This window comes from Roseicitreum antarcticum (assembly GCF_014681765.1).
GTDB lineage: Bacteria > Pseudomonadota > Alphaproteobacteria > Rhodobacterales > Rhodobacteraceae > Roseicitreum > Roseicitreum antarcticum.
In genome coordinates this window covers 1,604,783-1,625,688 of record NZ_CP061498.1, presented here as the reverse complement: position 1 = coordinate 1,625,688, position 20,906 = coordinate 1,604,783, and the positions used below count along the sequence as shown (strand labels likewise).

At 62.9% G+C, this 20,906-nt stretch carries 21 protein-coding genes; 14 read left to right on the top strand and 7 right to left on the bottom strand.

All coding sequences use genetic code 11. From position 1 onward, the window contains the following. Positions 1 to 15 precede the first annotated feature (15 nt). From sdhD to H9529_RS07660, 6 genes are all read right to left on the bottom strand, one after another. Complete coding sequence (gene sdhD / locus H9529_RS07685; protein ID WP_092887531.1) at positions 16 to 387, bottom strand: succinate dehydrogenase, hydrophobic membrane anchor protein; 372 nt, start codon at positions 385 to 387, stop codon at positions 16 to 18. Between the two features lie 10 nt (positions 388 to 397). After that, positions 398 to 781, bottom strand: coding sequence for a succinate dehydrogenase, cytochrome b556 subunit (gene sdhC / locus H9529_RS07680; protein WP_092887534.1), 384 nt, complete (start codon positions 779 to 781; stop codon positions 398 to 400). Between the two features lie 356 nt (positions 782 to 1,137). Further along, positions 1,138 to 2,172 carry a MaoC family dehydratase gene (locus H9529_RS07675; protein WP_092887537.1) on the bottom strand — a complete coding sequence of 345 codons (1,035 nt, stop codon included), beginning with the start codon at positions 2,170 to 2,172 and terminating at the stop codon, positions 1,138 to 1,140. 3 nt (positions 2,173 to 2,175) lie between these two features. After that, positions 2,176 to 2,379: a DUF1737 domain-containing protein gene (locus H9529_RS07670; protein WP_092887540.1), complete on the bottom strand. Its 204-nt coding sequence runs from the start codon at positions 2,377 to 2,379 to the stop codon at positions 2,176 to 2,178. 2 nt (positions 2,380 to 2,381) lie between these two features. Next, positions 2,382 to 2,939 carry an NnrU family protein gene (locus H9529_RS07665; protein ID WP_092887543.1) on the bottom strand — a complete coding sequence of 186 codons (558 nt, stop codon included), beginning with the start codon at positions 2,937 to 2,939 and terminating at the stop codon, positions 2,382 to 2,384. Between the two features lie 12 nt (positions 2,940 to 2,951). Then, positions 2,952 to 3,824: an HpcH/HpaI aldolase/citrate lyase family protein gene (locus H9529_RS07660; RefSeq protein ID WP_092887546.1), complete on the bottom strand. Its 873-nt coding sequence runs from the start codon at positions 3,822 to 3,824 to the stop codon at positions 2,952 to 2,954. 192 nt (positions 3,825 to 4,016) lie between these two features. Between H9529_RS07660 and H9529_RS07655 the strand changes: the two genes are divergently transcribed. The 10 genes from H9529_RS07655 (at position 4,017) to lpdA (ending at position 15,430) form a co-directional block, all read left to right on the top strand. Further along, positions 4,017 to 4,319 (top strand): hypothetical protein, encoded by a 303-nt coding sequence (locus H9529_RS07655; RefSeq protein ID WP_092887549.1) that lies wholly within the window; start codon positions 4,017 to 4,019, stop codon positions 4,317 to 4,319. Between the two features lie 315 nt (positions 4,320 to 4,634). Further along, positions 4,635 to 5,597 carry a malate dehydrogenase gene (mdh, locus tag H9529_RS07650; protein WP_092887552.1) on the top strand — a complete coding sequence of 321 codons (963 nt, stop codon included), beginning with the start codon at positions 4,635 to 4,637 and terminating at the stop codon, positions 5,595 to 5,597. A gap of 269 nt (positions 5,598 to 5,866) precedes the next feature. Continuing rightward, positions 5,867 to 7,060 (top strand): ADP-forming succinate--CoA ligase subunit beta, encoded by a 1,194-nt coding sequence (sucC, locus tag H9529_RS07645; RefSeq protein ID WP_092887555.1) that lies wholly within the window; start codon positions 5,867 to 5,869, stop codon positions 7,058 to 7,060. A gap of 4 nt (positions 7,061 to 7,064) precedes the next feature. After that, positions 7,065 to 7,949 (top strand): succinate--CoA ligase subunit alpha, encoded by an 885-nt coding sequence (gene sucD / locus H9529_RS07640; protein WP_092887558.1) that lies wholly within the window; start codon positions 7,065 to 7,067, stop codon positions 7,947 to 7,949. Between the two features lie 27 nt (positions 7,950 to 7,976). Continuing rightward, a complete protein-coding gene (locus tag H9529_RS07635) occupies positions 7,977 to 8,492 on the top strand; it encodes a DUF805 domain-containing protein (RefSeq protein WP_092887561.1) in 516 nt (171 codons plus the stop codon). Between the two features lie 72 nt (positions 8,493 to 8,564). Further along, the gene (locus tag H9529_RS07630) at positions 8,565 to 11,525 is read left to right on the top strand and encodes a 2-oxoglutarate dehydrogenase E1 component (RefSeq protein WP_092887564.1); all 2,961 of its coding nucleotides are present in this window, start codon (positions 8,565 to 8,567) and stop codon (positions 11,523 to 11,525) included. Positions 11,526 to 11,530: 5 nt separating this feature from the next. Next, entirely contained in the window at positions 11,531 to 13,018 is a 1,488-nt protein-coding gene (odhB, locus tag H9529_RS07625) for a 2-oxoglutarate dehydrogenase complex dihydrolipoyllysine-residue succinyltransferase (RefSeq protein ID WP_092887567.1), read from the top strand. A gap of 109 nt (positions 13,019 to 13,127) precedes the next feature. After that, a complete protein-coding gene (locus H9529_RS07620; protein WP_092887570.1) occupies positions 13,128 to 13,559 on the top strand; it encodes a hypothetical protein in 432 nt (143 codons plus the stop codon). Further along, entirely contained in the window at positions 13,556 to 13,951 is a 396-nt protein-coding gene (locus tag H9529_RS07615) for an MAPEG family protein (protein ID WP_092887573.1), read from the top strand. The genes H9529_RS07620 and H9529_RS07615 overlap by 4 nt, the downstream gene beginning before the upstream one ends. 90 nt (positions 13,952 to 14,041) lie before the next feature. Further along, positions 14,042 to 15,430, top strand: coding sequence for a dihydrolipoyl dehydrogenase (gene lpdA / locus H9529_RS07610; RefSeq protein WP_092887576.1), 1,389 nt, complete (start codon positions 14,042 to 14,044; stop codon positions 15,428 to 15,430). Positions 15,431 to 15,504: 74 nt separating this feature from the next. Here the strand turns inward: lpdA and H9529_RS07605 are convergent, their stop codons facing one another. Continuing rightward, positions 15,505 to 16,383 carry an SDR family oxidoreductase gene (locus tag H9529_RS07605; protein ID WP_092887579.1) on the bottom strand — a complete coding sequence of 293 codons (879 nt, stop codon included), beginning with the start codon at positions 16,381 to 16,383 and terminating at the stop codon, positions 15,505 to 15,507. A gap of 146 nt (positions 16,384 to 16,529) precedes the next feature. Here H9529_RS07605 and H9529_RS07600 point away from each other — a divergent pair, with 146 nt between their 5' ends. The 4 genes from H9529_RS07600 to H9529_RS07585 all read left to right on the top strand — a co-directional run bounded on the left by H9529_RS07600 (position 16,530) and on the right by H9529_RS07585 (position 20,791). Continuing rightward, the gene (locus H9529_RS07600; protein WP_092887582.1) at positions 16,530 to 17,957 is read left to right on the top strand and encodes a YcjX family GTP-binding protein; all 1,428 of its coding nucleotides are present in this window, start codon (positions 16,530 to 16,532) and stop codon (positions 17,955 to 17,957) included. Continuing rightward, complete coding sequence (locus tag H9529_RS07595; protein WP_092887585.1) at positions 17,954 to 18,937, top strand: YcjF family protein; 984 nt, start codon at positions 17,954 to 17,956, stop codon at positions 18,935 to 18,937. The genes H9529_RS07600 and H9529_RS07595 overlap by 4 nt, the downstream gene beginning before the upstream one ends. A gap of 76 nt (positions 18,938 to 19,013) precedes the next feature. Further along, complete coding sequence (locus H9529_RS07590) at positions 19,014 to 19,754, top strand: DUF1007 family protein (RefSeq protein WP_092887588.1); 741 nt, start codon at positions 19,014 to 19,016, stop codon at positions 19,752 to 19,754. Beyond that, complete coding sequence (locus H9529_RS07585) at positions 19,736 to 20,791, top strand: nickel/cobalt transporter (protein ID WP_092887591.1); 1,056 nt, start codon at positions 19,736 to 19,738, stop codon at positions 20,789 to 20,791. Before H9529_RS07590 ends, H9529_RS07585 begins: the two co-directional genes overlap by 19 nt. Positions 20,792 to 20,906: the final 115 nt, after the last annotated feature.

The window sequence follows — 20,906 nt, the reverse complement described above, 5'->3', positions numbered from 1 at the left end:
ATCGTCTCCGGTTCTTTACAGCGCCAGCTTGGCAATCGCGAACAGCCCGACAGCCGCCGCACCATAGGACAGGCAGGTCACCAGCATCAGCGTGATTTTCTGCGCTGTGCCATGAACATAGTCTTCGATCATGGTTTGGGCACCGTCGTTGAAATGTTTAAAGCCGATCAGGATCGTCAGGCCCGCGACAATCGCCGGGAAGGGCCGGGCGAAATAGGCGGTCACGGTGGCGTGGTCTTCGCCCAGCATGTGGCCAAAGGTGAACACAAACAGCGGGATCAGGATCAGCAACGCGACCGAGGTCACCTTCATCATCCAGAAGTGATGCACGCCCGAATTGGCGGCCCCCATGCCCGATGCGCGTTTGCGGTCTGTCAGATAACGCATGGTGATCCCCTTACAGAATGATGATGGTCAGGATGGTCAGCACAACTGACCCGCCGATAACGCCGTAGCCCAGCTTGTAGGCCGTCGGCAGGTCCAGCCCCATGGCGTTGTCCCAGATCAGGTGCCGCACCCCGGCCAGCGTGTGATACCACAGGCCCCAGATCGACAGCAGCATGACAATCTTGCCAAACCAGCTGGTCAGCACACCGTCAGCAATGGCGAAGTATTCGGGCGAGGATGCGGCGGCCAGAAACCACCAGACGATCAGGATCGCGCTGACCAGCATCGCGTTGCCGGTAATCCGCGTCAGGATCGACGTGATCGAGGTAAGCTGTGGTTTGTAGATGCTTATGTGGGGTGAAAGCGGCCGGTTGCCCCGGTTTACGTCAGCCATATCGGTTCCCTTCGTTCTGCGTGCCCGCGCGAGGCAGGCTGGCTCTTTGGTATAATCCATACGCGAATTTTGTGATAAGTCACGCGATGTGAGCGCATGACAAGCGCCAAATCGGCGAGTTTTTTGATAAAACCCGATAGTTTTTTGCTTTCGTGATCACGCCCCTAATTATTGTGATCACAGATCACGCGGTGAGGCCTTGCATCAGGCAGAAGTTCAGCGCTGCAAGACTCGGGCATGGCACCGGATCGGTTCGGCGGGTTCAGGGGGCAGCAGATACGCGCCCGCATTCTGGATTGCAGGCCGTGGCTGGCGTTGGGTTCTTTGGTTGCCGGGCCAGGGCGTGTTGCTTGTGATCACATTGGTATCAGCGCCCAGTAATCCAGATCCAGCAACACCTCGGGGCGGTATTTTCCGGCCTCATCGCGCAGCGCAAACGGCGGCGCGTCGCCCTTGGTTGCCACCAGCCGCAGCCGCAGCGCGCCCACGCCCGGGGCAGCGGTGTCCGCGCGGTCCAGCACCTCGGACCAGGCGCGCACGGTGTCCCCGGCAAAGCAGGGGTTGGCATGGGCGCCCGCGTTGATCGCGACGATCATCTGCGCATTGGCCAAACCGTTGAACGACAGCGCGCGTGCCAGCGAGATGACATGCCCGCCGTAAACCAGCCGCTGCCCGTCGGGCCGCGCGGTCGCGTCAAAATGCACCTTCGCGGTGTTCTGCCACAGCCGGGTCGCCTGCATGTGCTCGGCTTGTTCAACCGTCACGCCGTCCACATGGTCGATGCGTTCCCCTACTGCATAATCGCCCCAGCGGTGCGGCTCTCCGGCAAGGGCGAAGTCATAGCGGCTGAAATCAAGACCGCGTGGCACGACCAGATCGGCGGCCTCGACCGCCGCCGCCAGATCTGGCACCACGGTGGCTGGGGCAGGGGCTGACAGATCGCGTTTGCGCACCATCACCCAGCGCACATAATCGACCAGCAGTTCATCATGCTGGTTGAGGCCCCGGGTGCGCACATAGATCACGCCGGTTTTCCCGTTGGAATTCTCCTTCACGCCGATCACCTCTGACACCGCGCGCAGGGTGTCTCCGGGCCAGACTGGCGTGACGAACCTTCCCTGCGCGTAGCCCAGATTGGCCACTGCGTTCAGCGACACATCCGGTACAGTTTTGCCGAAGACGACATGAAACCCGATCAGTTCTTCCAACGGGCTGAACGGCAGCCCGCATGATTGCGCGAAGACATCCGAAGAATAGAGCGCATGCCGCGCCGGGTAGAGCATGTGGTAAAGCGCGCGCTCGCCCATCTTTACGGTGCGCGGCACCGCGTGGATCAGGGTCTCGCCCACGCGGTAATCCTCGAAGAACCGGCCCGGATTGGTCTTCGCCATGCGCTAGAGATCCCCCAGCTTCACATCCGGGTCATAGTCGCCCGGCGTCTCCTTCGTGACCGCCTGTGCGCAGCGCATGACGCCATTGGCCGCGTCAAACGCATAGGACGGGTCACCATACAGCACCCAACCCTTTGACAGGGCGCGCGTGACTTTATGACAAAAAGCCGATGTATCCTCAGCCGTCAGCAAACGATATGCCAGCATTTTCAAGCCCCAAACGGGCTGGGTCCGATCCAGCCATGCACTAATCCAACAATCAGGTAGGTCACCAGCACAATGGGGATCGCTACCAGATCACGCTTCGTCCCGCCCTTGGCGGGCTTCGGGGACCATGTCGGCACCTGTGCGTTGATCATCAGGATCGACACCACCGCCCAGAGGGCCAGCCCGCCGAACATGATGACCGACGCCAGATCGCCGCGCACCAGCAGATGTGCCACTGCCCACAGGGCGAAGCCCGTCAGCATCGGGTGGCGGTACTTCTGGCTCAGCGCGCCGCGCGCCATCGGGATCGCAAAGATGTAGAACGCGATCAGCACAAGGAGGTTGTTCACATGGCTCAGCCAGGGGGCGGGAAAGTAGAGCGGCACAATATCCGCCATCTTGTAGCCCACCACCATCGCGATGATTGAAGCGACCGTGGTCGCCGTCACCACGCCCCGTGCCGTGTCGCCCATTCGGGCGCGCGGCGCCGGGGCCAGTCGTTTGAACAGATGCGGAATTGCCCAGAGAGCGACCCCCAGTATCAGAATGGCTAAGCCCATAATGTCCCTCGCTCAGTGTGAATTTTGCATTTGGCCAATTGCTGCCGCCTTGCTTAACAGTTGGTTGGCGGTAACGATATGCAAATTCTCGACGATCTTGCCGTCCACCACGGCCACCGCTTCGCCGCGCGCAAGGGCGGCGTCGTAGGCGTCGATCTGGCGGCGGGCCAGGTCGATCTCGGCGTCGGTCGGGGCGAAAACGCTGTTGGCGACATCCAGTTGCGCGGGGTGGATCAGCGATTTGCCGTCAAACCCCATGTCGCGTCCCTGTTCGGCCTCTGCGCGCAGGCCGTCGGTGTCCTTGAAGGCGTTATAGACCCCGTCGATCGCCAGCAGCCCGTAGGCGCGCGCGGCCATCAGGCAGGTTTGCAGCGCGCCCAAAAGCGGCATGCGGTCCGCCACAAAGCGCGCGCCCAGGTCTTTGGCCAGATCGTTGGTGCCCATGACAAACCCCGCCATCCGGGGGGCCGCGGCAATTTCGGCGGCGTTCAATACGCCCAGCGGCGTTTCCATCATCGCCCATATCCGCGTGTCAGCCGTGTCGGCGCGCGCATCCAGCCGCCGGGCCAGCGCCGCGATGTCGCGCGCGCTGTTCACCTTGGGCAGCAAGATCGCCTCGGGCCGGGTCAGGCCAAGCACGTCCAGATCGGTGCTGCCCCATGGTGTGTCCGACGCGTTGACCCGCAAGAGGCGCGCGCGGGGGCCATAATCGTGCGTCATCAGCGTGTCGGCCAGCAGGCGCCGGGCCTCGGCCTTCTCGTCGGGGGCGACGGCGTCTTCCAGATCGAAGATGATCGCATCGGTGGCCAGCGTAGCGGCCTTGTCCAGCGCACGGGCTTTCGACCCTGGAATATACAGGACGGATCGGAAGGGGCGGGTTTCCATCAAGGCTCTCCAATCTGGCTGTACGGAAACATTCTTGCGTGTGATGCACTATTGCGGACACATTTCGCAAGGTAAAAATTGCCGCAACGCAGCAGAGGCGCCCGCAGCATCGCGGCAGGGCGCTGCATTAACGGGATTTTCGGGCCTTCGCGCAAGGCTGGTGGGATTGCTAGAACCAGAAAGGTGTTCCGGATGCGTGTTCTTACTCTTCTTCTCGTGTTTTGCGTGACAGGTCAGGCGGCGACGGCACAGGGCGCCGCGATGCGATGCGGCGCGCGCGGGCAGGTGCTGTCGGTGCTGTCCGATCAACTGGGCCAGACGCGGCGTGCCATCGGGCTGGCGGGCACCCGCACGGTGATGGAACTGTTCGTGGCCGATACCGGGCGCTGGACGATCACCGTAACCCTTCCCGATGGTCAGACTTGCCTGCTGGCCAATGGTGACGCGTTCGAGGGTGGAAACCTTGCCCTGCCCGCGCTTGGTCATCCTGCCTGAAACCCATGCGGAAGCGGCAGACGAACCCGGCGCGCCCCTTGCTGGGGCGCGGCCGCACCAGAATCGGAGCCCTTCACAGCCTTCAGCCCGCTGATGGGGCAGGTGCATGCGTTGCACCAAGGCCCGGCCGTGGAAAAATGCACCACGCCCCTGCCGGCGCATTAGCGATGGAAACCTGCTGAATTGCCTTGCTTTAGCGCTATCGCCCCGGCCGCCACGCCGGGATCTGCATGGGCATACGGGCGCATACACTTGCGTGAGGCCTGACAAAGGACTACGCAGCGTGCGTCAAAACAACCCATCGGAGATAGTTTTATGGCAAGACCTAAGATCGCGCTGATCGGCGCAGGCCAGATCGGCGGAACGCTCGCCCATCTGGCGGCGATCAAGGAACTTGGTGATGTCGTTCTGTTCGACATCGCGGAAGGCACCCCGCAGGGCAAGGCGCTCGACATCGCCGAATCCGGTCCCTCCGAAGGGTTCGACGCGACCCTGAAGGGCACCACTGATTATGCCGATATCGCGGGTGCGGACGTTTGCATCGTCACCGCCGGTGTGCCCCGCAAACCGGGGATGAGCCGCGATGACCTGCTGGGGATCAACCTCAAGGTCATGAAATCAGTGGGCGAGGGCATCGCCGCCCATGCCCCCGATGCCTTCGTGATCTGCATCACCAACCCGCTTGATGCCATGGTCTGGGCGCTGCGCGAATTCTCCGGCCTGCCGCATGCAAAAGTCGTGGGCATGGCGGGTGTGCTCGATTCGGCGCGGTTCCGGCACTTCCTGTCGGTCGAATTCGGCGTGTCGATGCGCGACGTCACGGCCTTCGTGCTGGGCGGGCATGGCGACACCATGGTGCCGCTGGCGCGCTATTCCACCGTGGCCGGCATTCCGCTACCTGATCTGGTCGAAATGGGCTGGACCACGCAGGACAAGCTGGATGCGATCGTGCAGCGCACCCGCGATGGCGGTGCCGAAATCGTTGGCCTGCTGAAGACCGGTTCTGCCTTCTACGCGCCCGCCACCGCGGCGATCGAGATGGCCGAAGCCTATCTGAAAGACCAAAAACGCCTGCTGCCCTGCGCGGCCTATTGTGACGGCGAATTCGGTCTGAAGGGCATGTATGTCGGCGTGCCCACCGTGATCGGCGCTGGGGGGATCGAAAAGATCGTCGACATCAAGCTGAACAAGGACGAACAGGTGATGTTCGACAAGTCGGTGGAATCGGTCAATGGTCTGGTCGCCGCCTGTAAGGCCATCGACGGCTCGCTGGCGTAACTTTCGCCCCATCTTGCCATGACATTCAAGACGCCCCCCGGACCCCGGCGGGGCGTCTTTTCGTTTGTACGCGCGCGCTTGCCGATGTTTGCGCTACCTTGTTCGCAGGTGCGATATGCAGTTGTCTTTTTTGTGATCACGCATTTTTATAGTGTGATCACAAAAGTCGTATTTTTGCGGTTTCAATGCAAGTTTCGGCATTTAGGCGTTTGTTCCAACGCCCGGTTGTGTCATGTGACACTTAAACGCAGCAAATTGGGACAGTTTTCGTGAATATCCATGAATATCAGGCGAAGGCCTTGCTTCGCAGCTATGGTGTGCCGGTCTCGGACGGGCGTGTGGTCTTTAAGGCCGATGAAGCGAAAAGCGCGGCGGGCGCGATGGACGGCCCGCTTTGGGTGGTGAAGGCCCAGATCCACGCCGGTGGGCGCGGCAAGGGCAAATTTGTCGAGGCCAGCGCCGGTGAAAAAGGCGGTGTACGCATCGCGAAATCCGTCGAGGAAGCCGCCGATCATGCCGCAAAAATGCTGGGGCGCACCCTAGTGACCCATCAGACCGGCCCCGCAGGCAAGACCGTGGGCCGCATCTATATCGAAGACGGCTCGGACATCTCGCGCGAACTCTACCTTGCGTTGTTGGTCGACCGCGTATCCAGCCGGATCTCCTTCGTGGTCTCCACCGAAGGCGGCATGGACATCGAGGAAGTCGCGGCCAACACGCCCGAAAAAATCCTGTCCTTCAACGTGGACCCCGTCGCAGGCATCCAGGGTTTCCATGGCCGCCGTGTCGCGTTCACGCTGGGGCTGGAGGGCAAGCAGGTCAAGCAATGCGTCGACATGATCAACAAGCTCTACAAGGTCTTCGTTGAAAAAGACGCCGAGATGCTGGAGATCAACCCGCTGATCGTCACCACCGATGGCGACCTGAAATGCCTCGACGCGAAGATGAGCTTCGATTCCAACTCGCTGTACCGTCAGCCCGATATCCTGTCGCTGCGCGACGAATCGGAAGAGGATGCCAAGGAACTGGCTGCCTCGAAATTCGACCTCAACTATATCGCGCTGGACGGCGAAATCGGCTGCATGGTCAACGGCGCGGGCCTTGCCATGGCGACGATGGACATCATCAAACTCTATGGTGCCGAACCGGCCAACTTCCTGGATGTCGGCGGCGGTGCCACGACCGAAAAGGTGACCGAGGCGTTCAAGATCATTACCTCGGACCCCAATGTGAAGGGCATCCTGGTCAACATCTTTGGCGGTATCATGCGCTGTGACGTGATCGCGGAAGGCGTGATCGCCGCGGTGAAGCAGGTCGGCCTGAAAGTGCCGCTCGTGGTGCGTCTGGAAGGCACGAATGTGGAGAAGGGCAAGGAAATCATTGCGAATTCCGGCCTGAATGTGATCGCGGCAGACGACCTGAAAGACGGCGCTGAGAAGATCGTCAAAGCGGTGAAAGGCTAATCCAATGGCAGTTCTTGTTAACGAAAATACCCGTGTCATCTGTCAGGGCTTCACCGGCTCGCAGGGCACGTTCCACTCCGAACAGGCTATTGCCTATGGCACCAAGATGGTCGGTGGCGTCACGCCGGGCAAAGGCGGCAGCAGCCACCTGAACCTGCCGGTCTTCAACTCGGTGCATGAAGCGCGCGCCGTCACGCAGGCCAATGCCAGCGTGATCTATGTGCCGCCGCCCTTCGCTGCCGACTCGATCCTGGAGGCCATCGACGCCGAGATGGAGCTGATCATCTGCATCACCGAAGGCATTCCGGTGCTGGACATGATGAAGGTAAAACGCGCCCTCGAAGGTTCGAAATCCCGGCTGATCGGGCCGAACTGCCCCGGCGTCATCACGCCTGATGCCTGCAAGATCGGCATCATGCCCGGCCACATCCACCGTCGCGGCAGCGTCGGCGTGGTGTCGCGTTCCGGCACGCTGACCTATGAGGCCGTGAAGCAGACGTCGGACAGTGGTCTGGGTCAGTCCACCGCCGTGGGCATCGGCGGCGACCCCATCAAGGGGACCGAGCACATTGACGTTTTGGAAATGTTCCTCGCCGATGAAGAGACCCAGTCGATCATCATGATCGGTGAAATCGGCGGCAGCGCCGAAGAAGAAGCCGCACAATTCCTCGCGGATGAGAAAAAGCGCGGCCGCTGGAAGCCCACTGCGGGGTTCATCGCCGGGCGCACTGCACCTGCGGGTCGTCGCATGGGCCACGCCGGGGCGATTGTTGCCGGGGGCAAGGGCGGCGCCGAAGACAAGATCGAGGCGATGAAAGCCGCCGGAATCATCGTTGCTGACAGCCCCGCCGGTTTGGGCGAGGCCGTTTTGAAAGCCATCGGTCGCTAAGGCGCGGCCCCTTACAGGAGGTTCCCCATGGGGTTTGTCGACGCGGTCAAAAGCGGGTTCGCAAATGCCTTCAAGTTTGACGGGCGCGCGCGTCGCCCCGAATACTGGTGGTTCTTCCTGTTCGTCTTTGCCGGCGCTTTCGTTGTCGGCCTGATCGACGCGGCACTCTTCGGAACGGGCGGCGGTATGCGTCGCCCGGTTCTGGTTACAGTGTTTCAGTTGATCATCTTTGTTCCCTTCCTGACCGTCGGCTGGCGGCGCCTGCACGACACGGGGCGACCCGGCTGGTACCTGCTGGTTCCCGCCGGGCTGACGATCATTACGTCGATCCTTGTCGGGTCGGCGACGCAGGCGATGATGGGCCTGGGTATGGGTATGGGGCAGATGAACGGCGCCGCCTCTGGTGCCATGGCGATGGGCGCGGGTGTCGTCATCCTGCTGTCGCTGGTTCAGGTTATTGCAGGGATCGTCATCATCTGGTGGATGTCCCGGCCCAGCCAGCACGGCACCAATGCCTACGGCCCCGAACCCCGAAAACGCTGACAACCACATCCGGGCCAACACGGGCCCGGCACGACCGTACAGACCAGTTTATTGCACAAAGGTGCTGATGAGATGAACGACCAAAGCCCCACCGACCAGTTCCACGCCTCCAGCTTTCTGCAAGGGCATAACGCGGACTATATCGACCAGCTGCACGCGCGCTACAGCGCCGATCCGGCCTCGGTCGATGCGGGCTGGGCCGCGTTCTTCGATGCCCTGCAAGAGGCAGACAGCGATGTGCGCGCGCAGGCTACAGGGCCCAGCTGGGCGCGCGCCGACTGGCCGCCGATGCCTGCCGATGACCTGACCTCGGCGCTGACGGGCGAATGGCCCGCCGCCGTTGCCGACAAGCGCGCGGCAGGCGAAAAGATCACGGCGAAGGCCGAAGCGTCTGGCGTGTCGCTCAGCGATACGCAGGTGCAGCGCGCCGTGCTCGACAGTATCCGCGCCCTGATGATCATCCGCGCCTACCGGATCCGGGGCCACCTGGTCGCCGATCTGGACCCGCTTGGCATGCGCGATGAGAAACCGCATCCTGAACTTGATCCCAAATCCTACGGCTTCACCGAGGCCGACATGGACCGCCCGATCTTCCTCGATAACGTGCTGGGTCTTCAGGTCGCCAGCCTGCGCACCATCATGGACATCGTGCGCCGCACCTATTGCGGCACCTTCGCGCTGCAATTCATGCATATCTCGGATCCTGAACAGGCAAGCTGGCTGAAAGAGCGGATCGAGGGGTATGGCAAGGAAATCACCTTCACCAAGAACGGTCGCCGCGCGATCCTGAACAAGCTGGTCGAGGCTGAAGGCTTCGAGAAATTCCTCCATGTCAAATACATGGGCACCAAACGCTTCGGGCTGGACGGTGCCGAGGCGCTGATCCCCGCCATGGAGCAGATCATCAAGCGCGGCGGCGCGCTGGGCGTCACGGAAATTGCCATCGGCATGCCCCACCGGGGGCGCCTCAACGTGCTGGCCAACGTGATGGCCAAACCATACCGCGCGATCTTCAACGAATTTCAGGGCGGCTCGTTCAAGCCCGAGGATGTCGATGGTTCGGGCGATGTGAAATACCACCTTGGCGCTTCCAGCGACCGGGAATTTGACAACAACATGGTCCACCTGTCGCTGACCGCGAACCCCAGCCACCTGGAGGCGGTGAACCCCGTCGTGTTGGGCAAGGTGCGCGCGAAGCAAGACCAGCTGGGCGACCGTGACCGTGTGTCCGTACTACCGATCCTGTTGCACGGCGACGCGGCCTTTGCCGGGCAGGGCATCATCGCCGAAGGGTTCGGCCTGTCGGGCCTGAAGGGCCACCGCACTGGTGGCACCATTCATATCGTGGTGAACAACCAGATCGGCTTCACCACCGCGCCGCATTTCTCGCGCTCCAGCCCCTATCCGACCGACATCGCGCTGATGGTGGAAGCCCCGATTTTCCACGTCAACGGCGATGATCCTGAGGCTGTTGTGCATGCCGCCCGCGTGGCGACCGAATTCCGGCAGAAGTTCCACAAGGACGTGGTGCTTGACATCATCTGCTACCGCCGGTTCGGGCATAACGAGGGGGATGAACCCATGTTCACCAACCCCGCGATGTACAACCGGATCAAGAAGCAGAAATCCACGCTGCAACTCTATACCGAACGTCTGGTGGCTGACGGGCTGATCCCCGAGGGCGAGATCGAGGATATGAAAGCCGCGTTTCAGGCCCATCTGAACGAGGAATTCGAGACCGGCAAGACCTTCAAGCCCAACAAGGCTGACTGGCTCGATGGCCGCTGGTCGCACCTCAACCGCGAGGGCGAGGAATATCAGCGCGGCCAGACCTGGATCGCCACCGAAACGCTGGCGGAGGCCGGGCGCGCCCTGACCACAGCGCCCAAAGGCTTCAACCTGCACAAGACCATCGGTCGGCAACTTGAAACCAAGGCCGCCATGTTCGAGAGCGGTCGCGGCTTTGACTGGGCGACCGCCGAGGCGCTGGCCTTTGGCTCGCTCTCCGTCGAAGGCTACCCTGTCCGCTTGTCCGGGCAGGACAGCACGCGGGGCACCTTCAGCCAGCGCCATTCCGCATTCATCGACCAGGAAACCGAAGAACGCTACTATCCTGTGAACAACATCCGGGCCGGACAGGCACCTTACGAGGTGATCGACTCGATGCTGTCTGAATACGCCGTGCTGGGCTTTGAATACGGCTATTCGCTGGCCGAACCCAACGCGCTGGTCATGTGGGAAGCGCAGTTCGGCGATTTCGCCAATGGCGCGCAGATCATGTTCGATCAGTTCATTTCGTCGGGCGAAAGCAAATGGCTGCGCATGTCGGGCCTCGTGGTCCTGCTGCCGCACGGCTTCGAGGGGCAGGGGCCGGAACACTCCAGCGCCCGCCTGGAGCGTTTTTTGCAAATGTCGGCACAGGACAACTGGATCGTCGCGAATTGCTCGACGCCTGCGAATTATTTCCACATCCTGCGTCGGCAGGTCCACCGCACCTTCCGCAAACCGCTGATCCTGATGACGCCGAAATCGTTGCTGCGCCATAAGCTGTGCGTTTCGACGGCGGGGGATTTCACCGAAGGGTCGAGCTTCCACCGGGTGTTGTGGGATGATGCCGAAAAGGGTAATTCCGACACCAAACTGGCGGCGGATGACAAGATGAAGCGTGTGGTGATCTGTTCCGGCAAGGTCTATTTTGACCTGCTGGAAGAGCGCGACGCCCGTGGCATCACCGACATCTACCTGCTGCGGCTGGAACAATTCTATCCCTTCCCGGCGATGTCGCTTGTCAAGGAGCTGGAACGCTTCGGCAATGCCGATGTCGTCTGGTGCCAGGAAGAACCGAAGAATCAGGGCGGTTGGAGCTATATCGAACCCAATCTCGAATGGGTTCTGGGGCGCATCAACGCCAAGACACCGCGCCCGCGCTATGTCGGGCGCTCGGCTTCGGCCTCGCCCGCGACGGGTCTGGCCAGCCAGCATAAAGCACAGCAAGCGGCGCTCGTGAACGACGCGCTGACGATTGAAGGATAAACGATATGTCGACCGAAGTGCGCGTCCCTACGCTGGGCGAATCCGTGACCGAAGCCACCGTTGCCACCTGGTTCAAGAAACCTGGCGACAACGTGGCGGTTGATGAAATGCTGTGTGAGCTGGAAACCGACAAGGTGACGGTCGAAGTGCCTTCGCCCGTGGCCGGTAAACTGGCCGAGATTGTGGCGGCCGAAGGCGACACCGTGGGTGTCGATGCGCTGTTGGCGGTGATGGGTGACGCGAATGCCGCAGGCCCCGAAGAGGTGAAGGAAAAGCCTGCCACGTCGGAACCCAAGGCGACAGATACGGTTGATGTGATGGTGCCGACCCTGGGTGAATCGGTGACCGAGGCGACGGTTTCCACCTGGTTCAAGAAAGTCGGCGACACCGTTGTGCAAGACGAGATGCTGTGCGAGCTGGAAACCGACAAGGTCAGCGTAGAGGTTCCGGCCCCCACCGCGGGCACCATCGTGGAAATCCTGGCCGAAGACGGCGCGACGGTGAATGCCGGCGGTAAGCTGGCGGTGATCTCGGGTTCCGGCGTGGCGCCCGCCGCCAAGGCCGACGCACCCGCCGCAGAAGCCCCTGCAAAGGGCGGCAAGGATGTCGAAGACGCCCCCTCGGCCAAGAAGCTGATGGCGGAAAACGCCCTGTCGCGCGACGCCGTGACTGGTACGGGCCGCGACGGTCGGGTGATGAAGGAAGACGTGCAGAAGGCCCTCAGCGCGGCGTCGGCCCCGGCGCCTGCGGCGACCGCGCCCACCCCGCGTGCCCCTGTCCCCGCGTCCGATGCCGCGCGCGAGGAACGGGTAAAGATGACCCGCCTGCGCCAGACCATCGCCCGCCGCCTGAAGGAAGCCCAGAACAGCGCCGCCATGCTGACCACCTATAATGAGGTGGACATGGGCGCGATCATGGATTTGCGCAATGAATACAAGACCGTGTTCGAGAAGAAGCACGGCGTGAAGTTGGGCTTCATGTCCTTCTTCGTGAAGGCCTGTTGCCATGCGCTGTCCGAAGTGCCCGATGTGAATGCCGAAATCGACGGCACCGATGTGGTCTACAAGAATTACGTCCACATGGGCGTCGCCGTCGGCACGCCCTCGGGCCTTGTGGTGCCGGTGGTGCGCGATGCCGACCAGATGAGCTTTGCCGGGATCGAGAAAAAGATCGCCGAACTGGGGCTGCGCGCCCGCGATGGCAAGCTGTCGATGGCGGAAATGCAGGGCGGGTCGTTCACCATTTCCAACGGCGGCGTCTATGGCTCGCTCATGTCCTCGCCCATCCTGAACCCGCCGCAATCGGGTATCCTCGGCATGCACAAGATCCAGGAGCGTCCCATGGTCGTCGGCGGCCAGATCGTCGCCCGCCCGATGATGTATCTGGCGCTGTCCTATGACCACCGGATCGTCGATGGCAAAGGCGCCGTGACCTTCCTTGTGCGGGTGAAAGAAGCGCTGGAGGATCCACGGCGGTTGCTGATGGATTTGTGACAAGATCGCCGGGTGGGGCATGGTGATGCGTCGAACACGCGCTGAGGTTCGGGAAGAAACTATCAGGCTCTGCGCCGGTATAGACTTCTATCGAGACTGGATAATCGCAATGTTCTATCGCCATAGCCCGCCTGGTACGCCACTTGACGACAATATGATCATCATGCCGGGTGCCGTATTTATGCAGATACTTGACGATAATCCCGGCGCGGGCACGGCTTTGCTCGGCGAGATCAAGGCGATCTACGCGGGAATCGGAAGCGACGTCCTGCACTTTCTGCGCAATGGCAATGCCGTCGACAAAGAAGAGTATTCCAACCTGCTGGACCAGTTCCGCGAGACGCAAGGATTCAGTCTGCTTCAGGAGGCTGCCGTCACGCAGCGGCTGTGCAAACGCATCATCAAGCGTGGCAGGATACAGAGCGACGACGAATATTACGCCATCCAAGAACTTCTATGTGACCTGTCACAAGAAATCCTTTCGGCTGGCGATCTGGCGGAAGTCGCCCGCCTCGCCGTCACTTATGAGGCACGTGTATGACCACCGAACTCCTCGCCCTCACCCTCTCTGGCCTGCTGCTCGCGGCGCAGCTCATCTTGATGGCCGTGCTGGCGAACCTGCAAATCGGGTCGGCGTATTTCCTCACGCCCCGCGACAAGCCACCGCCAGAACCGATCAACCCGCGCATTCTGCGGCTGCAGCGGGCCTATAACAACCATCTTGAAGCGCTGGTTTTGTTCACTGTCGCGGTCGCCGCCGTCACCCTGACCGGCAGCGCCAATGGGATCACCGCCACCTGCGCCATGCGTTACCTTGCGGCGCGGGTGCTGTTCGTGCCAGCCTATGCCTATGGTTGGATGCCCTGGCGGTCGGTGTTTTTCGGGATCGGTTTCGCCGCATCGATCACCATGTTATTGGTTGCACTACTCTGAACCGGACACGCGTATGTATCAAAACCATACCGGAACCATACCGTTTCCAGACTCACGAATTTGAGGCCAGAATCGAAAAAGGAATGCCCCATGGCAAGTTATGATGTGATCTTTATAGGCTCAGGCCCCGGTGGCTATGTGGGTGCGATCCGCGCCGCGCAACTGGGCCTGAAGGTCGGTTGTGTTGAGGGGCGCGAGACCTTGGGCGGCACTTGTCTGAACGTCGGCTGCATCCCGTCAAAGGCGCTGCTGCACGCAACCCACATGCTGCATGAGGCCGAGCATAACTTTGAGGCGATGGGGCTGGGCGTGAGCAAGCCGAAAGTCGACTGGAAGGCCATGCTCGGCTATAAGGATGACGTGATTGGTCAGAACACCAAGGGCATCGAATTCCTCTTTAAAAAGAACAAGGTAGACTGGCTGAAAGGCTGGGCCAGCATCCCCGCGCCGGGGCAGGTGAAGGTCGGCGATAAGGTGCATGAAGCGAAGAAGATCGTGATTGCCAGCGGGTCGGAATCGGCCAGTCTGCCGGGTGTGACAGTGGATGAAAAGATCATCGTCACCTCAACCGGCGCGCTGACCCTCGGCAAGATCCCCAAGAAACTGGTGGTGATCGGTGGCGGCGTGATCGGGCTTGAAATGGGCTCGGTCTATGCACGGCTGGGGGCCGAGGTGACGGTGGTCGAATTCCTCGACCGGATTATCCCCGGCAACGACGGCGAGGTTGCAAAAAGCTTCCAGCGCATATTGCAAAAGCAGGGCATGACCTTCATTCTGGGCGCCGCCGTGCAATCGGCAGAAGCTTTGAAAACAAAAGCAAAAGTGACCTACAAGCTGCGCAAGGACGATAGTGAGCATACGCTGGATGCCGATGCAGTGCTGCTGGCGACGGGCCGAAAACCCTTCACCGACGGGCTGGGGCTGGAGGCGTTGGGCGTCAAGATTTCCAAGCGCGGGCAGGTTGAAACCGACGCACATTACGCGACATCGGTGCCGGGCATCTACGCCATCGGCGACGCCATAACCGGCCCGATGCTGGCCCACAAAGCCGAGGATGAGGGGATGGCAGTTGCCGAAATCCTCGCCGGGAAAGCCGGGCATGTGAATTACGGCGTGATCCCCGGTGTGATCTATACCCATCCTGAAGTCGCCAGTGTGGGCGAGACCGAAGAGACCCTGAAAGAAGCGGGACGAGCCTATAAAGTGGGCAAATTCAGCTTCATGGGCAATGGCCGCGCCAAGGCGAACTTCGCCGGGGAAGGGTTCGTGAAGATCCTCGCCGACAAGTCCACCGACCGGATTCTGGGCGCGCATATCATCGGGCCCATGGCAGGCGATCTGATCCATGAAATCTGCGTGGCGATGGAATTTGGCGCGGCGGCGGAAGACCTTGCGCGCACCTGCCACGCCCACCCGACGTATTCCGAAGCGGTGCGCGAAGCCGCCCTTGCTTGTGGCGACGGGGCAATCCACGCTTGACCCACGCTTGCCCCACCAGCGCCGGTGCGCTGGTGGGGAAGATAATTAAAACAACAGTTTAGTGCGGTGGTGTCTTAGCCTCCTTCGTCGCGCAGTATCGCCGCCAGCCCGCTTTGGTAGTCCGGGTAAAGCAACTCCACCCCCAGATCGCGCTTGATCCGGTCGTTGTGCACGCGCTTGCTGTCAGCATAAAAACTGCGCGCCATGGGCGAAAGATCCGCATCCTCGAACCGTACGGGCGGCGGCGGCTCCATACCCAAAAGTCTTGCGGCATGGCCGATAACATCTTGCGGCGGGGCAGGCGCGTCGTCACAGACGTTATAGACCGTGCTGGGGCGGTCCGCGTTGATTGAGGCCAGCAACACCCGCCCAATATCATCGGCGTGGATGCGGCTAAACACCTGACCAGGCTTGATAATGCTCTGCGCCGTGCCGCGGCGCAATTTCTCGAACGGGCCGCGCCCCGGCCCATAGATCCCTGCCAGACGGAAGACATGCAGCGGCCAGCCCGCCGCAGCGGCCAGTTCCTGCCAAGCGGCCTCGGCCTTGATGCGGGCTTTGGCACGGGCGCTGGTGCCATCGGGGGCCGTTTCCTCATCGACCCAATCGCCGCACCGGTCGCCGTAAACCCCGATGGTCGACAGGTACCCCGCCCAATGCAGGTGTCTGGCCTGTGCCAGCGCGCCCGCCATGGCATTCAGCACCGGGTCGCCATCGTCCCCCGGCGAGACCGAGGTCAGCAGATGCGTCGCCCTGCCCAGGGCCTCAGCCAGATTGTCGTCCAGTTCATCGCCCGACCATTGCAGCGGCGTCACGCCCTGCGCCGCGATGGCGTCCTTGCGCCGGGCGCTGCGGGTGGTACCGATGACGTGCCAGCCGACCGGGACCAGCAACCGCGCAAGGGCTGCTGCAGAATAGCCATGCCCGATGGAGAGAAGAGTTTTTTGTGTCATGCCCACATTATTCTGCCCCGCAGCGCAAAGGGCAAGGGTCTGCCCCTAGGAAACCGGCGTATGCGCACTTATTCTATGAGGGCAGGCGTCGCGGCTTGGCCGGTGGGCGCGGTAATTTGATCGACACATCAATGACGTAGGGATCGATGCAGGTGTTCAGGCGATTGACAGACGGGGTCTGGCGCGGGGTGGATACCGTTACCTCGACCGTGACTGACACCGTTTCCGAAGCGTTCTTTGAACCTGTCGTTCGTCTGGGCGTCACCGGGTTGGCGCGGTCGGGCAAGACGGTTTTCATCACAGCGCTGATCGCCAACCTGCTGGAACGCGGGCGCATGGGGCAGTTGCGCGGTGTTTCGAATGGGGCGATCCGGGCGGTCTATCTGCACCCGCAGCCTGATGACACCCTGCCGCGCTTTCCGTTCGAGGATCATCTGGCCGCGCTGACCGGCCACACCCCGCACTGGCCCGATAACACACGCGGCATTTCTACCTTGCGCCTGTCGTTCCGGGTGCAATCGGGCGGCTTGCGCGGCCTTGGCGGGGCGCGCCGGGTGCATGTGGATATTGTGGATTATCCCGGCGAATGGCTGCTGGATCTGGCGCTTTTGGATATGGATTATGCCGAATGGTCGGCGCAGGTTTTGGCGCGCGCGGCTGGGCGTCCGGGCGGTGCAGACTGGCTGGCGCAGGCGCAGGCCGCGCAGGCTGATGCGCCCTTTGGCGAAGGCGATGCCCGCGCACTGGCCGACGCCTATACCGAGCATCTGGCGGCCGCCCGCGCTGCGGGGTTTTCCGACTGCACGCCCGGCCGGTTCCTGATGCCCGGCGAAATGGCGGGTTCCCCGGTGCTGACCTTCGCGCCGCTACCGCCGTCCGCCGCGCCCCGCGGGTCGCTCGCGCGCGAGATGGCGCGGCGCTTTTCTGCCTATAAATCACGGATCGTGCGGCCATTTTTCCGCGACCACTTCGCCCGTATCGACCGGCAGGTGGTGCTGGTCGATGCACTGGACGCGATCCATGCCGGGCCGCGCGCGGTCGAAGATCAGCGCCGCGTCATGGCGGGCCTGCTGACCGCGTTTCGTCCCGGGCGCAATGCCTGGCTGTCGACGCTGTTGCGCGGGCGCCGGGTGGATCGCATCCTGTTTGCCGCGACAAAGGCCGACCATCTGCATCACACGCAGCACAGCCGCTTGACTGCGATTGTCGAGGCGATGCTGCGCGATGCCCGCAGCCGCGCCGATTTTTCGGGCGCGCAGACGCAGGCGATGTCGATCGCCGCCGTGCGTGCGACGGTTGAGGAGGTCGTGCAGCATCAGGGTGCGGCGCTGAATTGCGTGCGCGGCACCTTGCTGGAGACCGGGCGGCAGGCGGCGTTTTATCCCGGTGAGCTGCCCGAGGATCCGATGCGTCTGCTATCGCCCGCGCGCGAAGGCGCCGAGGCATGGCTGGATGCCGATTACCAGATCATGCGTTTCGCGCCCGCGCTGGCCGATCTGACCCCGGGCGACGGTTTGCCGCATATCCGGTTGGACCGCGCCGCCGAGTTCCTGCTGGGGGATAAGCTGACATGACCCGTAAACCCATGCTGTTCGATGTGGAAGGTCCTGCCGCGCAGACGCCCGTCACCGCGCCGCCGCTGCATGATCCTGAAGATGCCACCGCGCCTGATGGCCGGGCCATGCGGGCTGCCGCGCGTATCGGTGCGGGACGATGGTCGTGGTTCGGACGGTTGACCGCATGGGCGTTCGGGCTTTTTACCTCGCTCGTCGTCACGGTTTGGCTGTGGGATTTCGTCACGGGGTTGCTGGCGCGCAATGCCGCGCTTGGCACGGCGGCGCTGGTGTTGGCGGGCGCGCTGGGGCTGGCGCTGCTCGCGTGGTTGCTGCGTGAGGCGCTGGCATGGCGCCGTCTGCGCAACCTCGACGCCCTGCGCCGCGCGGCTGATTCTGCGCTGGCCTTGGGCGATGCCGAGGGTGCGCGCCGGGTGGCACTTCGGATCGCGCGGCTCTATCATCGCGGCGATGACCGCGCCTTTGCTGCGCGCGTGGCCGAGGTGCTGGATGCCGATGCGGTCTTGGGGCTGGCAGAAACCGACCTGCTGCGCCCGGTCGATCAGCAGGCCCGCGCCGCGATTGAACGCGCCACGCGGCAGGTCGCCGCCGTCACCGCACTGGTGCCACTGACGCTTGCCGATGTGGTGGTGGCGCTGGTCGCGAATCTGACGATGATCCGCAACATCGCCGCGCTTTACGGCGGACGGGCGGGCATTCTGGGCAGCTTGCGGTTGCTGCGCGGTGTCTTCGGGCACCTTCTGGCCACAGGGGCCTTGTCGGTGGGTGATGATTTGATCAGCTCGGTCGCCGGGGGCGGGCTGTTGTCGAAGGTGTCGCGCCGGTTCGGCGAAGGGGTGGTAAACGGTGCGCTGACCGCGCGCGTCGGGCTGGCGGCGATGGATGTCTGCCGCCCGCTGCAATTCCAGATGATCGCACGGCCAAAGCTGCACGACATCTTGCGCCGGTCGCTGACGGGGTTGTTCGACGCCCGCGCCTGAGAGGGTGCGCGCGCGTTCATCCGAATGTCATCGCGGCCCGCTTGCCCGGCCGCCGGGTCGCGGGTAATGTCGGGCCATGTCAGCCATTGCGCCCTATGATCGTCGTGCAACCCCGCGCCCTACCGGGCCTTTTGCGGGCGGGGCAAGGGTGCCCCGCGCATTGCGGATCCTTGCGCTGGCGGCGCTTGGGGCCACCCCGGTGGCGGCGCAGGCGCATCCCCACATGTTCATCGACGCCGGTCTGGAACTGGTGTTCGACGATGCGGACCAACTGGCGGCGGTACGGGTGGTTTGGGCCTATGATGCGTTCTATTCCATGATTGCGCTCAGCGATATGGGGCTGGATGCCGCCTTCTCGGGCACCTTGACGGCAGAGGAACGCGCGGCCCTGCAAGGTTTCGACATGCAGTGGATCGAAGGGTTCGACGGCGACATCGTGGTGCATCTGGACGGTGTGGTGCAGGATCTGGCGGGGCCCGCCGACTGGACGGCGGATTATGTCGATGGGCGGATCATCTCGTCGCACCTGCGGCCGCTGGAAGACCGCGCGCACCTGCCCAAAGGGGCCGAACTGCGCATCCAGGTCTATGATTCCACCTATTACACCGCCTACACCATCGTCGGCACGCCGCAGATCACTGGGCGCGACGGGTGTAATGCGCGCGTCTTCACCCCTGATCGCGAGGCTGCGGATGCGCAGTTGATGGCTGCCCTGTCGGAACTGGAGGGCACAGGCGGCGACGCCGAGGTCGATTTTCCCGCCGTGGGCGAGATGTTCAGTGAAGAGGTTCGTGTCACATGCGCCGCGGCATCCTGACATTGATGCTGCTGACGGTGCTTGGCGCGGCGGCGGTCTGGGGCCTTGGCGGCTTTGACGGGCTGGCGCGTTGGGCTGCCGGGCTGCAACGCGATGCGCAGAACGCTATGGCCAATGCGCTGCGCGCGCTGCATGCGGGCCAGCCGGGGGCACTCTGGGCGCTGTGCGGGCTGGCCTTCACGTATGGCGTGGCGCATGCGGTGGGGCCGGGACATGGCAAGGTGTTGATCGGGGCATACGGCGCGGGGCAGCGGGTGGCCCTGCGCCGTCTGTCGCTGATAGCCATGCTTGCCAGTCTGGCGCAGGCGACCACAGCGGTGCTGCTGGTCTATGCCGGGGTCGGAATATTCGCCCTGACCCGGATGCAATTGGAAGGACTGGCCGCCGACTGGCTGGACCCGTTGAGCTTCGCGGCCATTGGCGCGCTGGGTCTGTGGCTGGTCTGGCGCGGCGCGCGACGCTGGTGGCGGCTGTCGGCGGACCATGGGGCGGAAGGCACTCCGTATCACGACCATTCCCATCACGGGCATCCCGCGGATGGCCGTGCCGAAGAACCCCGTGCCGCGCATTCGCATGCCAGTCATACCCGCGCCGATGCGCAGCCGCAGCCCGTCGCCTCTACCGCCATCCCTGCGGCTCCGCTGTCAGACCACGCCCATGGGGGCGAGGCTTGCCCAAGTTGCGGGCACCGGCACGGCCCCGCGTTGGGTGAGGTTGCGGCACTGCGCGGCTGGCGTGATGCCGTCTTGTTGATCGGCGCGATTGCCATACGGCCCTGTACCGGCGCGCTTTTCGTGCTGATTCTGACATGGCGCATGGGCCTGGAAGCTGCGGGGATCGCTGCGACCTATGCCATGGGCCTTGGCACGGCGTTGATTACTGTCGGGGTGGCAGCGCTGGCGGTTCTGGGGCGTGAGGGGGCGTTGCTTTGGGCCGGTCGGCTGACGGCGGTGACCCGGCTGATGCCGGTGGCAGAGGTGCTGGCGGGCGCGGTCATCACGGCCATTTCGGCGCAGTTGCTGCTGGCGCTGGCATAGGGCCGCCGACCGCGATACCGACCCTGAGGCGCGACCCTGACCTCGGCATCCGACGGGCAAAGGCGCGCGCCCATTGTCGCCCAGCTTGCAATGCCGGGACGGGTTCAGTATCCCT

Excerpts from the sequence above, each read along its gene's own strand:
- sdhD (WP_092887531.1), bottom strand. The coding sequence starts at position 387 with ATGCGTTATCTGACAGACCGCAAACGCGCATCGGGCATGGGGGCCGCC.
- sdhC (WP_092887534.1), bottom strand. The coding sequence starts at position 781 with ATGGCTGACGTAAACCGGGGCAACCGGCCGCTTTCACCCCACATAAGC.
- H9529_RS07675 (WP_092887537.1), bottom strand. The coding sequence starts at position 2,172 with ATGGCGAAGACCAATCCGGGCCGGTTCTTCGAGGATTACCGCGTGGGC.
- H9529_RS07670 (WP_092887540.1), bottom strand. The coding sequence starts at position 2,379 with ATGCTGGCATATCGTTTGCTGACGGCTGAGGATACATCGGCTTTTTGT.
- H9529_RS07665 (WP_092887543.1), bottom strand. The coding sequence starts at position 2,939 with ATGGGCTTAGCCATTCTGATACTGGGGGTCGCTCTCTGGGCAATTCCG.
- H9529_RS07660 (WP_092887546.1), bottom strand. The coding sequence starts at position 3,824 with ATGGAAACCCGCCCCTTCCGATCCGTCCTGTATATTCCAGGGTCGAAA.
- H9529_RS07655 (WP_092887549.1), top strand. The coding sequence starts at position 4,017 with ATGCGTGTTCTTACTCTTCTTCTCGTGTTTTGCGTGACAGGTCAGGCG.
- mdh (WP_092887552.1), top strand. The coding sequence starts at position 4,635 with ATGGCAAGACCTAAGATCGCGCTGATCGGCGCAGGCCAGATCGGCGGA.
- sucD (WP_092887558.1), top strand. The coding sequence starts at position 7,065 with ATGGCAGTTCTTGTTAACGAAAATACCCGTGTCATCTGTCAGGGCTTC.
- H9529_RS07635 (WP_092887561.1), top strand. The coding sequence starts at position 7,977 with ATGGGGTTTGTCGACGCGGTCAAAAGCGGGTTCGCAAATGCCTTCAAG.
- H9529_RS07630 (WP_092887564.1), top strand. The coding sequence starts at position 8,565 with ATGAACGACCAAAGCCCCACCGACCAGTTCCACGCCTCCAGCTTTCTG.
- odhB (WP_092887567.1), top strand. The coding sequence starts at position 11,531 with ATGTCGACCGAAGTGCGCGTCCCTACGCTGGGCGAATCCGTGACCGAA.
- H9529_RS07620 (WP_092887570.1), top strand. The coding sequence starts at position 13,128 with ATGTTCTATCGCCATAGCCCGCCTGGTACGCCACTTGACGACAATATG.
- H9529_RS07615 (WP_092887573.1), top strand. The coding sequence starts at position 13,556 with ATGACCACCGAACTCCTCGCCCTCACCCTCTCTGGCCTGCTGCTCGCG.
- lpdA (WP_092887576.1), top strand. The coding sequence starts at position 14,042 with ATGGCAAGTTATGATGTGATCTTTATAGGCTCAGGCCCCGGTGGCTAT.
- H9529_RS07605 (WP_092887579.1), bottom strand. The coding sequence starts at position 16,383 with ATGACACAAAAAACTCTTCTCTCCATCGGGCATGGCTATTCTGCAGCA.
- H9529_RS07600 (WP_092887582.1), top strand. The coding sequence starts at position 16,530 with ATGCAGGTGTTCAGGCGATTGACAGACGGGGTCTGGCGCGGGGTGGAT.
- H9529_RS07595 (WP_092887585.1), top strand. The coding sequence starts at position 17,954 with ATGACCCGTAAACCCATGCTGTTCGATGTGGAAGGTCCTGCCGCGCAG.
- H9529_RS07590 (WP_092887588.1), top strand. The coding sequence starts at position 19,014 with ATGTCAGCCATTGCGCCCTATGATCGTCGTGCAACCCCGCGCCCTACC.
- H9529_RS07585 (WP_092887591.1), top strand. The coding sequence starts at position 19,736 with ATGCGCCGCGGCATCCTGACATTGATGCTGCTGACGGTGCTTGGCGCG.